The sequence below is a fragment of the Mycobacterium palustre genome (assembly GCF_002101785.1).
Classification (GTDB): domain Bacteria; phylum Actinomycetota; class Actinomycetes; order Mycobacteriales; family Mycobacteriaceae; genus Mycobacterium; species Mycobacterium palustre.
This window is the reverse complement of the sequence record NZ_LQPJ01000136.1, coordinates 209,440-221,486: the sequence shown is the minus strand read 5'-3', so window position 1 is coordinate 221,486 and position 12,047 is coordinate 209,440. Positions and strand designations below refer to the sequence as shown.

Here is a 12,047-nt window from a genome sequence, read left to right as displayed (position 1 = left end):
GCGCGGGCCTAGGGTTCGAGCACGACCTTGCCCAGCACCCCGCCGTCGGCCAGGGTCTGCAACGCCGTCTGACCCTCCGAGAGCGGAAAGCGTTGCGGTGGGGGCGGTTTCAACCCCAGGAAGACCAGCTGGCCAAGGCCCCAAGCGAACAGGGCCGCCGAGCCGGGGACCCTGTTCAGATACTCGCCCCAGGCCACGCCGACCACGCTGACGTTGCGCAGCAGCAGGCGGTTCACCTTGACGGTGGGGATGCCGCCCGCGGCGAACCCGATCACCAGCAGCTTGCCGTCGATGGCCAGCACCCTGATCGCGTCGTCGAACGCGGGCCCCCCGATGGGGTCGACGACGATGTCCACGCCGCGGCCCTCGGTGTAGTCGCGCACCCGGTCGGCCCAGCCGTCGGTCAGCGGCAACACCAGGTCGGCGCCCAGCGCGGCGACGTAGTCGACCGCGGCCTCCCGGTGTACGACGCCGATCACCTTCTTGGCGCCCATCGCCTTGGCGACCTGGATCGCCGCGGTGCCCACGCCGCCGGCGGAGCCCAGCACCAGCACCGTGTCGCCCGGCCGCATGGCGGCGCGGCGCGCCAGGGCGAAATACATGGTGTTGTAGTTGACTAACAACGAAACCGCTTCGGCGTCATCGAGTTCGGCGGGGCTGCGCATCACATTGGGCACCGGGACCGCCACCTGTTCGGCGTAGGCGCCCAAGATCCCGAACGCCGAAACCCGTTCGCCGACACGAAAACCCGATCCCTCCGGCGCCGACCGCACCACCCCGGCGGCCTCCATGCCCGGCACGAACGGCGGCGGCAGCTTCAGCTGGTATTCGCCCTTGGCCAGCAACAGGTCCGGGAAGCAAACCCCGGCCGCCCGCACGTCGATGACCACGTGGTGATCGTCGGCGGCGACGTCGTCGATGTCGGTGTATACAAGGCCGTCCGGGCCGGACAGCCTTTTGACCACACAGGCTTTCATGGCCCTACAGCTTGAAGCCGGCCTTCTGCGCTTTGGAGAGGTCGGTGATCTCGCTCCAGTGCTCGGCGACGTCCTGCACCGACGGCGGCCGGTCGAAGTTCACGCCCTGGTTCTCGAACAGCGCGACGCGCTGGACCTTGCCGCCGCCGACCACGAAAATCGAACCGTTGTCGGCGTTTTCCTCGGTGCACAGGTAGGCCACCACCGGCGCGACGAAGTCGGGCGTCAGCTTCTCGAGCACCTCGGGCGGCAGGATGTCCTGGGTCATCCGGGTCGCCGCGATCGGGGCGAGGGCGTTGGCGTGAATGTTGTACTTGGCCCCCTCCAGCGCCAGCGTGTTGATCAGTCCGACCAGGCCGAGCTTGGCCGCGCCGTAGTTGGTCTGGCCGAAGTTGCCGAACAGGCCGCTGGTGGAGGTGGCGACGACGACCCGGCCGTAGCTCTGCTCGCGGAAGTGCGGCCACGCGGCGCGGATCACGTTGTATCCGCCGTAGAGGTGCACCTTGAGCACCGCGTCCCAGTTCTCGAAGGACATCTTGTGGAAGGTGCCGTCGCGCAGGATCCCGGCGTTGCTCACCACGCCGTGCACGGCACCGAACTCGTCGAGCGCGGTCTTGATGATGTTCTCGGCGCCCTCCGGCTCGGCGACGCTGTCGTAGTTCGGAGCCGCCCGCCCGCCGGCCTCCTTGATCTCGGCGACAACCTGGTCGGCCATGTTGTGGCCGGCGCCGGTGCCGTCGCGGGATCCGCCCAGGTCGTTGACGACGACGCTCGCACCCTCCCGGGCGAGGGTCAGGGCGTACTCACGGCCCAGTCCCCCTCCCGCGCCGGTGACGACGATGACGCGATCCTGCACTCCGGGCATCGGGTTCCTCTCTACGGTGAAAGATAGTTCCTGGCAAGTGAATTGGTGTGGCGGTGTCAGAACATTCGGCGTGCCATCTTGAAGGCGCGCTTGGTGTAGGGCGGGTAGATGAAGCTGGACAGGTCGGGCCGCGTCGGCTTGGTCAGCACCGACTTGCGGTGGCTGAACTCCTCGAACCCGTACTTGCCGTGGTAGGCGCCCATGCCGGACGGGCCGACCCCACCGAACGGCAGCTTGGCCGTCGACACCTGGAAGGCGATGTGGTTGACCAGCATGCCGCCGGCCGGCACCTCCTTGATCACGCGCTCGCGGGTCTCGCGGGCCTTGGTGAACAGGTACGCGGCCAACGGCTTCGCGCGCGAATTGACGAAACGTATTGCGTCGTCGAGGGATTTGACGGTGATCACCGGCAGCACCGGGCCGAAGATCTCGTTTTGCATCAACGGCCCGTCCGGATCGGGATCTACGACGACCGCCGGCTGGATGCGCAGGCTCGACGGATCACAACTGCCGCCGACTGCGATTTTGCCGTCCGCGCCGGAGAGGTAACCGCTGATCCGGTCGAACTGGCGCTGGTTGACGATCCGCACCCCGTCGGGCTTGTCCGACGTGAATTCGGTGATGGCCGCGCCGATCTTGTCCACGAGCTCGTCGCGGATCTTCGCGTCCGCCAGCACGTAATCGGGTGCCACACAGGTCTGCCCGTTGTTCAAAAGCTTCATCCAGGCGATCCGCTTGGCGGCGACGTCCACGTCGGCGTCGGCCGCCACGATCACCGGACTCTTACCGCCGAGCTCGAGGGTGCACGGCGTCAGGTGCGGCGCCGCGCCCTCGTAGACCTTGCGGCCGATCTCGGTGCCGCCGGTGAACATCACCCGGTCCAGGCCCTGCGCGATGAGCTCCTGGCTGACCGATCCGTCGCCCTCGACCACGGCGATCGCGTCGCGGTCGAGGTAGCGCGGCACCAGCTCGGCCATCAAATGCGATGAGGCGGCGGCGATCTCGGACGGCTTGAGGATGACGGCGTTCCCGGCGGCGATCGCCCCGACGGCCGGGCCCAGCGTCAGGTAGTACGGGTAATTCCAGGCGCCGATGATCAGCACGGTGCCATAGGGTTCGTACTCGATCCAGCCGCGGCCCGGCAGTTGGGGCACCTCCAGCAGTTGATACCGGCGGCGCGTCCACCGGCGCACCCGCTTGGCCGCGTACTTCGCCTCACCGGCGGTGGTGGCGACATCGGCGATGTAGGCCTCGAACGGGTGGCGGTCTAGGTCCTCGACCAGCGAGGCGGCGATCGCGTCCTCGTTCTCTTCCATCAGCCTGGCCAGCTGCAGCAGCTGATGCCTGCGCCACTCGATGTCGCGGGTGCGGCCGGTGGCGAACGTCTTGCGCAGCCGGGCCACCGTCCCGGGGATGTCGACGGCCTTGGCTGGGGTCCCGTTGGTGGCTTGCGATGTCTTCGGTGCAACCGATTCGGTGGTCATCACGTCCCTTCCCTTGTGCACCTCCATGAGGCACCGCTACCCCGCGCGCGCGTTCATGGGTGATAACCGCGATCCTAACTATCCGGTTGGGTGAGCAGTAACGAAGACGGTGGGCGGGGACTCGCCGGATCAGGGTTTGGTGGCGGTCACGAAGCTGTTGGTGAAGGGCCGCCCCTCGGATTGCGGAGCGCGGCCCAGTCGCAGCGCCTCCTCGCGGGCATTGACCGTGCGGGTCGACCAGCCGTGCGCCCCGAACCAGTGCGCGGCCTCGGGGCGGCCGTCGTCGTCGAACCAAAGGTCGAACGGGTTGAACGAGGTGTCTTGGCCCCGCGCCTCGCGCTTGGCCCGCAGCTGCTGCCACCTCTGCTCGGCCTCGCGGCGTTTGGCCTGGTCGACGCCGAACATCTCGACGGCCAGCCGGCTGCCGGGCGCGCTCAGCGCCTCGATCGAGCCGAACATGGCCTCCTGCGCGGCCGCCGGCAGGAACGGCAACAGCCCCTCGGCCAGCCAGGCGGTCGGGCGGGTGCCGTCGAAGCCCGCGTCGCGCAGCGCCTTGGGCCAGTCGTGGCGCAGGTCGACCGGCACTGGCCGCCGGTCGGCCACCGGGATGGCGCCGTGGGCGGTGAGCGTCTCGGCCTTATAGTCCAGCACCTTGGGCAGGTCGATCTCGTAGACGACGGTGCCGGCCGGCCAGTCCAGCCGGTAGGCGCGCGAGTCCAGGCCGGCGGCCAGGATCACCACCTGCCGGATCTCCGCCGCGGTGGCCTCGGCGAAGTACCCGTCGAAGAAGTGGGTGCGCACCGCTTGGTAATCGATCATGTGGCGGGAGTCGACGGTGAAGTCGGCGTCATCGTCGTCGTCGGGGGCCCACCACGCCGCCACCTGCTCCCGAACCCCCTCGAGCTCGGGAGTAGAGACCAGGACCTCGGCGAATTCGTCCCGGATGAGCGGGTCGGTGCTGGCCGTCTCGGCGGCGCGGGCCAGCGCGACCATCACCGCGGTGGCGCCGACGCTGGTGGCGATGTCCCAGGAGTCGTCGACCGCGCGCGGCATTTAGAGCCGCTCCCCGATCACGAAGTCGGAGAACGCGTCCTTGTCGTCGGCCAGCACGATGCCCTCGATCCAGCGACCCAGCCGGCGCATCTCGTCGGTCGAATGCTGCGCGTGCGCGCGCCAACCGTGGTCGTTGAGCCAGGCGGTGACGTCCGCGCGGTGCTCGTCTCGGTACATCAGCTCGCCGACGTCGACGGTCTCCTCCAAGCCGATCTCCTCGGCGACCTTCCGAAACCTCTCACGCATCTGCTGTCGCCGCTCGTCGGCGTGCGAGGGGGCGGTCTCGGCCGAGACGCGGCTGCCGGCCGGGCTCAGTTCACCGACCAGGGTGAACAACCGGTCCTGAGCCTCGGCGGGCAGGTACATCAGCAGGCCCTCGGCCAGCCACGCGGTCCGCACCAACGGATCAAACCCCGCGGCGCGCAGCGCCGTCGGCCAGTCCTGGCGCAGGTCGATGGCGACCTCCCGGCGGTCGGCCGACGGTGTCACGCCGTTTTCGGCCAGCGTCGTGGACTTGTAGGCCAGCACCTCGGGCTGGTCGATCTCGAACACCGTGGTGCCGGCCGGCCAGTCCAGGCGGTAGGCGCGGGAGTCGAGCCCCGACGCGAGGATCACGACTTGCCGGATCCCGTCGGCGACGGCGTCTTTGAAGTAGGTGTCGAAGAAGTGCGTCCGGACCGCTTGATAGCCGCGGATGTGCTCGATGTGCGCCGCGGATTCGGCGTCGAGCTTTTCCACCTTGGCCGCGACCTCGGGATCGAGCAGGGCCTCCCACAGCACGCCGGCCCCGGCGTTGGTGACCAGGAGCTTGGCGTACGGGTCGCGGATCAGGGCGTCGGGCCGCTCGGATTCGACGGCCCGCGCGGCGGCCACCATCACCGCGGTCGTGCCGACGCTGGTTTTGATGTCCCAGGTGTCGTCGTGGGTGCGCAGTGAGCTCATCGCGTTGCTCCTTGAATCGATCCTTGGCCGGTCACGAGGTGTCGCCGAGCCGCGCCCGCAGCAGCGTGCTGCGGGCCGCGTCGTCGGTCAGGTCTTGCGGTACCGCGCGGCCCAGCCGGGCCATCTCCTCGCGGTTGTTGACGGCGCGCACGTGCCAGCCGTGCTCGGTTAGCCATTGCCCCGGGTCGGAACGGTCGGGCTCGTGGAAGGTCAGCGCCTCGACGTTGACGTCCAAACCGAGGCGCTCGCGCATCCGGCGCCAACGCCGGGTGTTGCTCGACGAATTCATGCCGAAGGCCTCGATGGCGACGCGGCTGCCCACCGCGCTGAGGGCGGTGAACTTTTCGAAGAGCCGGTCCTGGGCGTCGCTGGGCAGGTAGGGCAGCAGGCCCTCGGCGAGCCAGGCGGTCGGCCGGGTGCGCTCGAACCCCGCGGCGGTCAGGGCCGCGGGCCAGTCGTCGCGCAGGTCCACCGGGACCGGACGCCGCACGGCGGCGGGAACCGCGCCGTGCGATTCCAGGATGTCGGCCTTGTATTCCAGCACCTTCGGCTGATCGATCTCGTAGACCACGGTGCCGGCCGGCCAGTCCAGGCGGTAGGCGCGGGAGTCGAGGCCGGCGGCCAGGATCACCACCTGGCGGATCCCCGCGCCGGCCGCGTCGGCGAAGTACGCGTCGAAGAAATGGGTGCGCACGGCTTGGTAGTCGATGCTGAGGCGATGGGCCCGCCGCCCCTGCTCGTCGCCGTCGAGCCAGGCGAGCCCGGGGTCGGTGAGCCGGACCCATGCCGGGCCGGCGGCGGAGACCAACGTCTTTGCGAACTCGTCACGGATCAGCGGGTTCGGGCCGGCGGTCTCGGCGGCGCGCGCGGCGGCGACGCCCAGCGCGGTGGCGCCGACGAGTTCGGTGATGGTCCAGCTGTCGCCGGCGGTTCGTAATGAAGGCGGTAGCGAGGCGTCCACGTCAGTCATGTCGGCACCATGCTACCGAATAAGTTAGTTAGCCTATGCGCTTTGTGCCCGATCTCACTGGGTCGGGTCGCCGCGGTCGTCAGGCGTCGGGGCGCCCGAGGGCGCCTTCGAGCAGCCTGCGCAGCATGTCGCTGATGGCCAGAATCTCTTCATAGCTGCGGACGTAGCCGGCATAGAACGCGACGCCGCACAGCACGACGATTATCGTCTCGACCAACGCGCAGGCGTCGATATCCGCCGCCACCTCGCCGCGCTCGATTGCGTCGTTGACGGCGGCCGTCAGAAATTTCCGGGTAATTCGCACGGAATCGATTTCGGTCCCGCTTAATTCCGGGTGCCGTTGCGATTCCAGCACGGCGGTAACGAGAAACGCGGAGACGGCCGGGTTGTCGGAATTCGCGCGCACTGCGGCGGTGATGAACGCGGTTAGCCGGCCCATCAGGGTGGTCTCGCCTTCCGCCTGCCGGATGCCTTCCCCGATGACCACCGCGTTGGCCTGCTCGAGCACCTCGCGGTACAGCAGCCGCTTGGTGGAAAAGTAGTGGTTAATCGCCGGACGGGTCAGGTCGGCCCGCAGGGCGATCGCCTGGAACGTCGCCCCGTCGTAGCCGCGTTCGCTGAACACCAGGCGAGCCGCTTGCATGATTCGCTGGCGCGTCTCCTCTGCCTTGGCTGCAGGCGGCCGTCCCGGCCTGCGACTCGCCGTGGGGGGCGACATTTCTAAAGTGTGCCACCACCCCGGCGGGGCATTAAAGCGTTCGGCGGAATGCTGCCGAACTTTCCGGCTTGGTAGTCCTGGAGCGCCTCGAGCAATTCCACACGTGTGTTCATCACAAAAGGTCCATAGTGGAATACCGGCTCACGAATCGGCCGCCCGCCCAGTAGCAGCACGTCAATTGCTGACGTCCGGGACGAGTCCTGGACCCGATGCGCGCCGACCGTTAGCCGATCGCCGGGACCGAGCACGGCCAACTGGCCCGCGCCGATCGGGTGAGCGTCCGGACCGACGTAGCCGGCCCCGGACAACACGTACACCAAGGCGTTGAAATCGCGTCGCCACGGGATGTTGAGCCGGGCGCCGCTTTCGATCGTGGCGTGCGCCAGCGTGACCGGCGTGTGGGTGACGCCGGGGCCGCGGTGTCCGCCGATCTCGCCGGCGATGATGCGCACCAGCGCCCCGCCATCCTCGGACGCGACCAACGCGGCGTCGCCGCCTTCGATGGCCTGATAGCGGGGCGGCACGAATTTATCCTTCTTCGGCAGATTCACCCACAGCTGGACACCGTGGAACAGGCCCCCGCTGTCGACCAGTTCGGCGGGGGGCGTCTCGATGTGCAAAATCCCGGAACCGGCCGTCATCCATTGCGTCGCGCCGTCGGCGATCAGGCCGCCGCCGCCGTGCGAATCCTGGTGGGCGAACTTTCCGTCGATCATGTAGGTGACGGTCTCGAAGCCGCGGTGCGGGTGCCAGTCGGTGCCCCTGGGCTCGCCCGGCTGGTAGTCGACCTCGCCCATCTGGTCCATGTGCACAAAGGGATCCAGGGCGGCGGAGCTGACGCCGGCGAACGCACGGACCACCGGGAAGCCCTCACCCTCGTAGCCGCGCGGACCGGTGGTGACGGATCGAACCGGCCGTTCCGACTCGGCGGGACCGGCCGGCGCGACCCGCGGCAACGTCACGGTGTCGGCGGTGACAGCAGGCATGTGTTTCGTTACCTCCTCGACCAGACTGCCGATATAACCGGACTCCGGTCCAGTTATTCCCCTGCCGCAGGGGTCGCCGGATGCTTGGATGGGAGCGTGGGCGAACCGGAGGGTGGCAAACCCGGGCTTAACGGTGCGCCAGTCGCCCCGGTGGCCGCCGCCGGCGGACGGTTCGGGGCATCGATCCGGAAGTCCGGATACCTGCAGAAGTGGCTGCTGCTCGGCGTCACCATCGGCGCCGTCGCCGGCCTCGGGGCCGTCGTCTTCTATCTCGCGCTGCGCTACACCGGCGAGTTCCTGCTCGGCTACCTGGCGGGCTACCACATCCCGAGGCCCGCGGGGGAGGGCGGCGGCCGCGGATCCGCCGGCTTCGTCCGCCCGTGGGCGATCCCGCTGGTGACGACCGGCGCCGCGCTGCTGTCGGCGTTTCTGGTGGTGAAGCTCGCCCCGGAGGCCACCGGTCACGGCACCGACCAGGCGATCGAGGCGGTGCACACCGATCCGCGCGCCATCCGCTTCCGGGCGGTGCTGGTGAAGCTGGTGGCCAGCGCGCTAACGATCGGCTCCGGCGGTTCGGCCGGCCGGGAGGGCCCGACGGCGCAGATCTCCGCCGGGTTCTGCTCGCTGCTGACGCGACGGCTGAACCTGTCCGACGAGGACGGCCGCATCGCCGTGGCGCTGGGCATCGGCGCGGGCATCGGCGCCATCTTCGCCGCACCGCTGGGCGGGGCGGTGCTGGCGGCGTCGATCACCTACCGCGACGACTTCGACTACCGCTGCCTGCTGCCGGGTTTCGTCACCTCGGGCACCGCCTACGCGGTGCTCGGGGCCTTCCTCGGGTTCGATCCGCTGTTCGGCTACATCGACGCCGAGTACCGGTTCGAGAGGGCCTGGCCCCTGCTGTGGTTCGTGGTGATCGGTGCGGTCGCCGCCGCGGTGGGCTACCTGTACGCGCGCGCCTTCCACGCCTCGGTTCGGCTCACCCGCCGGCTGCCCGGCGGGCCCGTGCTCAAGCCGGCGGTCGGCGGGCTGCTGGTGGGCCTCCTCGGCCTGGTGATCCCGCAGGTCCTCGGCAGTGGCTACGGCTGGGCGCAGCTGGCCGCCGACCGCGGCGCCCTGATGGCGATCCCGTTGTGGATCATCATCGTCTTGCCCGTCGCCAAGATCGTCGCCACGTCGCTTTCGATCGGCACCGGCGGGTCCGGCGGCCTTTTCGGTCCGGGCATCGTGATCGGCGCCTTCGTGGGCGCCGCCGTGTGGCGGCTGGGCGAGCTGTGGGCGATGCCCGGCGTGCCCCACCAGCCGGGAATCTTCGTCGTCGTCGGGATGATGACGTGCTTCGGCAGCGTCGCCCGCGCGCCGCTGGCAATCATGATCATGGTCGCGGAGATGACCGGCTCGTTCTCCGTGGTGCCCGGGGCCATCCTGGCCGTCGGGGTGGCGGCGTTGCTGATGTCGCGCACCAACGTCACGATCTATGAGGCGCAGCGGCTGGATCGGGAGGCCGCCGAGGCGGCGCGCCGCGTGTCGGGGCAGGCCTAACCAGCTACGCGTTGCGCGCGCTGCTCGCCGCGTCCTGCTCGGTGGTCGATCCCTCGTGGGTCAGCCGCCCGCCCCCGCTTTCCAGGTGGGCCCTGACGAACCACTGAAACTTCTCGAGATCGGCCGCCTGGTCGATCAGCAGGTCCTGGGTGACCGGGTCGAGCTCCTCGGTCTCTTCGATGCATTTGCGAATGTCTTCGATCACGCCCGTGTAAACCAGGTCCAACGCGGCCAGATGGGACTGCGCGCAGTCACGGCCGATGGAATAGTCGTCCCAGGTGCGGTCCTTGATGATGGCGCCCGGCGTGCCCTGCGGTGAGCCGCCCAGCGCGGCGATGCGCTCGGCGGCGTCGTCGGCGAAGCCGCGGACCGCCTCCACCTGCGGATCGATCATCTCGTGCACGCCAATGAAGTTGGGGCCCACCACGTTCCAGTGGATGTGCTTCAGCGTCAGGTGCAGGTCGTTGTAGGTGCTCAGCTGCTTTTGCAGCAGCTCGATCAGCCGCGCCGCCTGCTTGTCGGTCAGTCCCGGAATGGTGAACTGTGTCATAGGAAACTCCTCCTGTCTCGTCACGTCTTCGCCCTGGGTTACCCGATGGCCGTTGCTAAAAACCCAGGGCGCGCAACGCCACAGTGCTCAGAGCCGGCTGATGTGCTGCACCGGGAGCCGCGCCCCGCGCCGCGGTTCGCGCGCCAGACCGCTGGCATCGAGCAACCGCACCACGCGGTGGCGGTGCGGCCGCATCGGTTCGAGCAGCTCGATCATCCCGGCATCGTCGACCGGCCGCCCCACCAGCGTCCAGCCGATCATCTTCGGGATGTGGTAGTCGCCCACCGACAGCGCGTCGGCGTCGCCGAACGCCCGCTGCGCGGTCTCGGCCGCCGTCCACTGGCCCACCCCGGGCAGCGACGTCAGCGCCTCGCGGGCCTCGTGCGGCGGGCGCGACGTCAGCCGCTCCAGTGAGGCCGCCCGCCGCGCGCACGCCACGATCGACCGCGCCCGGCCCGGGTCGACGTTGGCGCCGTGAAACTCCCACGAGGGGATGTGGCGCCACACGTCGGCCGCCGGTGGCACCCGCATCCCCGCGGGCGCCGGCCCGGGCGCCGCCGATCCATACTTCGTCACCAGCAGGCGCCACGACCGGAACGCGTCCGCGCCGGGCACCCGCTGCTCGATGATCGCGGGGATCAGCGCTTCCAGCACCAGCCCGGTGCGGCCCAGCCGCAGGTGCGGAACCCGTCGGTGCGCAGCGGCGACCGTCGGGTCGCGCGGCACGAAGTCCGAGGCGTCGTCGTCGGCGCCCAGCATCGCGGGCAGCCCCTCGAGAAACTCCTGCGCGCCCGCACCCCATGCCACGCAGTGGGCGGCGTCGGCTGCCGCGCGGCTGATCCGCGCGGTGACGGCCCCGGTCGGCAGTAGGCTGGTGCGCCAGATGGTGCCGTCGCCGGGCAGCCGGAAGCACGGGTCGCGCGGGCCGCGGCGCAGCGGGGCCAGGGTGTGGCCGAAGCTGGCCGCCCCGGAAAACGTGACGGTGCGCGCGTTTTTCACCCGGCTCTTCTCATTTGCGGAAATGTATTTGCGGCAATCACAGTTAGTTCTACGTTCGTGCTGATTGACCGCCACTCGTGTGCCACGACACTATTGCGATGTGATGACGCCATTCGATGGCCCTCACACAGAGCTCGCCTGGATGTTCCTGCAGAGCATGAGCGAGGGGGGCGATTTGGACGAGGGCTTCACGTTGCTCAGCGACGACTTCACCTACTGGAGCGTCTACACCCGGGTTTCGTTTGACAAGGACACGCTGCGCAAGGCGATCGACTGGCGCAAGCAGACCCTCGAGCTCACCATCGACCTGCTCCGCTGCATCAGCGAGGGCGACACGGTGGTGGTGGAGGCCAACGCCTCCGGCACCACCGTCGACGGCGTGAAGTTCGACAGCCCGTTCGTGTGCATCGTGGAAACCCGCGACGGGCTGATCGTCTCGATGCGCGAGTACAGCGACACGCGCGCGGCGGAGCGGGCCCTGCCGGGCGCGGCGGAGCGGGCCCACTGACCCGCTACCGGGTGCTATGAGGCCGAGACGCTGATTTCGGCCTTGTCGGGGTAGAACGCGACATGCCCCGCGATCGCCGCGACGGCCGGGTAGGGGTGCTCGTAGGTCCAGATCACGTCGTCGACGGTGTCGCCGGCCGCGGTGGTCACGCTGTAGTAGCTGGCGTCGCCCTTGAACGGGCAGTAGGTGCTGGTGTCGGTGCGGGTCAGCCGGTCGGAGACCACATCGCTTAGCGGAATGTATTGCACCGCAGGCAAAGTCGCTTCACGCAGTTCCAATGCCTCGGTCGTGTCCGCGACCAGCTCGCCGTTGACGCGAACCTGCACCCGTCCCCGCGTGGGCTCGATCGTGATGGGATGGCCGGCGTTGGGTTCGAGGACTTGGCGGTGGCTCATCGATGTCTCCTTCTTACGCAGGTGTGTGGTGCAACACCGCGAGGCCGGCCAGGCTTCC

13 protein-coding genes are annotated in these 12,047 nt (G+C 69.1%); 2 read left to right on the top strand and 11 right to left on the bottom strand.

The window, feature by feature from the left end:
- Window positions 1-8 precede the first annotated feature (8 nt).
- From AWC19_RS24250 to AWC19_RS24215, 8 genes are all read right to left on the bottom strand, one after another.
- Window positions 9-977, bottom strand: coding sequence for an NADPH:quinone oxidoreductase family protein (locus tag AWC19_RS24250; RefSeq protein WP_085080622.1), 969 nt, complete (start codon window positions 975-977; stop codon window positions 9-11).
- Window positions 978-981: 4 nt separating this feature from the next.
- Window positions 982-1,842 (bottom strand): SDR family oxidoreductase, encoded by an 861-nt coding sequence (locus AWC19_RS24245; RefSeq protein ID WP_085080621.1) that lies wholly within the window; start codon window positions 1,840-1,842, stop codon window positions 982-984.
- A 56-nt stretch (window positions 1,843-1,898) separates the two neighbouring features.
- Entirely contained in the window at window positions 1,899-3,329 is a 1,431-nt protein-coding gene (locus tag AWC19_RS24240; RefSeq protein ID WP_085080686.1) for an aldehyde dehydrogenase family protein, read from the bottom strand.
- A 126-nt stretch (window positions 3,330-3,455) separates the two neighbouring features.
- A complete protein-coding gene (locus AWC19_RS24235; protein ID WP_085080620.1) occupies window positions 3,456-4,379 on the bottom strand; it encodes an SAM-dependent methyltransferase in 924 nt (307 codons plus the stop codon).
- A complete protein-coding gene (locus tag AWC19_RS24230) occupies window positions 4,380-5,321 on the bottom strand; it encodes a class I SAM-dependent methyltransferase (protein WP_085080619.1) in 942 nt (313 codons plus the stop codon).
- Between the two features lie 31 nt (window positions 5,322-5,352).
- A complete protein-coding gene (locus AWC19_RS24225; protein ID WP_085080618.1) occupies window positions 5,353-6,291 on the bottom strand; it encodes a class I SAM-dependent methyltransferase in 939 nt (312 codons plus the stop codon).
- A gap of 79 nt (window positions 6,292-6,370) precedes the next feature.
- A complete protein-coding gene (locus tag AWC19_RS24220) occupies window positions 6,371-7,009 on the bottom strand; it encodes a TetR/AcrR family transcriptional regulator (RefSeq protein ID WP_085080617.1) in 639 nt (212 codons plus the stop codon).
- A gap of 2 nt (window positions 7,010-7,011) precedes the next feature.
- Window positions 7,012-7,995 (bottom strand): pirin family protein, encoded by a 984-nt coding sequence (locus tag AWC19_RS24215; protein WP_085080616.1) that lies wholly within the window; start codon window positions 7,993-7,995, stop codon window positions 7,012-7,014.
- A 96-nt stretch (window positions 7,996-8,091) separates the two neighbouring features.
- On the opposite strand from AWC19_RS24215, the gene AWC19_RS24210 reads away from it, so the two are divergent.
- The gene (locus tag AWC19_RS24210; RefSeq protein ID WP_085080615.1) at window positions 8,092-9,537 is read left to right on the top strand and encodes a chloride channel protein; all 1,446 of its coding nucleotides are present in this window, start codon (window positions 8,092-8,094) and stop codon (window positions 9,535-9,537) included.
- 4 nt (window positions 9,538-9,541) lie between these two features.
- On the opposite strand, the gene dps is transcribed toward AWC19_RS24210, so the two are convergent.
- Window positions 9,542-10,087, bottom strand: a complete 546-nt coding sequence (gene dps, locus AWC19_RS24205) for a DNA starvation/stationary phase protection protein Dps (RefSeq protein WP_085080614.1) — start codon at window positions 10,085-10,087, stop codon at window positions 9,542-9,544.
- An 87-nt stretch (window positions 10,088-10,174) separates the two neighbouring features.
- Window positions 10,175-11,086 carry a DNA-3-methyladenine glycosylase family protein gene (locus tag AWC19_RS24200; protein ID WP_085080613.1) on the bottom strand — a complete coding sequence of 304 codons (912 nt, stop codon included), beginning with the start codon at window positions 11,084-11,086 and terminating at the stop codon, window positions 10,175-10,177.
- Window positions 11,087-11,186: 100 nt separating this feature from the next.
- Between AWC19_RS24200 and AWC19_RS24195 the strand changes: the two genes are divergently transcribed.
- On the top strand, window positions 11,187-11,594 hold the full coding sequence (locus AWC19_RS24195; protein WP_085080612.1) for a nuclear transport factor 2 family protein: 408 nt from the start codon (window positions 11,187-11,189) through the stop codon (window positions 11,592-11,594).
- 14 nt (window positions 11,595-11,608) lie between these two features.
- Here the strand turns inward: AWC19_RS24195 and AWC19_RS24190 are convergent, their stop codons facing one another.
- Window positions 11,609-11,989 (bottom strand): DUF427 domain-containing protein, encoded by a 381-nt coding sequence (locus AWC19_RS24190; protein ID WP_085080611.1) that lies wholly within the window; start codon window positions 11,987-11,989, stop codon window positions 11,609-11,611.
- Window positions 11,990-12,047 lie beyond the last annotated feature (58 nt).

Excerpts from the sequence above, each read along its gene's own strand:
- AWC19_RS24250 (WP_085080622.1), bottom strand. The coding sequence starts at position 977 with ATGAAAGCCTGTGTGGTCAAAAGGCTGTCCGGCCCGGACGGCCTTGTA.
- AWC19_RS24235 (WP_085080620.1), bottom strand. The coding sequence starts at position 4,379 with ATGCCGCGCGCGGTCGACGACTCCTGGGACATCGCCACCAGCGTCGGC.
- AWC19_RS24245 (WP_085080621.1), bottom strand. The coding sequence starts at position 1,842 with ATGCCCGGAGTGCAGGATCGCGTCATCGTCGTCACCGGCGCGGGAGGG.
- AWC19_RS24190 (WP_085080611.1), bottom strand. The coding sequence starts at position 11,989 with ATGAGCCACCGCCAAGTCCTCGAACCCAACGCCGGCCATCCCATCACG.
- AWC19_RS24220 (WP_085080617.1), bottom strand. The coding sequence starts at position 7,009 with ATGTCGCCCCCCACGGCGAGTCGCAGGCCGGGACGGCCGCCTGCAGCC.
- AWC19_RS24225 (WP_085080618.1), bottom strand. The coding sequence starts at position 6,291 with ATGACTGACGTGGACGCCTCGCTACCGCCTTCATTACGAACCGCCGGC.
- AWC19_RS24215 (WP_085080616.1), bottom strand. The coding sequence starts at position 7,995 with ATGCCTGCTGTCACCGCCGACACCGTGACGTTGCCGCGGGTCGCGCCG.
- AWC19_RS24230 (WP_085080619.1), bottom strand. The coding sequence starts at position 5,321 with ATGAGCTCACTGCGCACCCACGACGACACCTGGGACATCAAAACCAGC.
- dps (WP_085080614.1), bottom strand. The coding sequence starts at position 10,087 with ATGACACAGTTCACCATTCCGGGACTGACCGACAAGCAGGCGGCGCGG.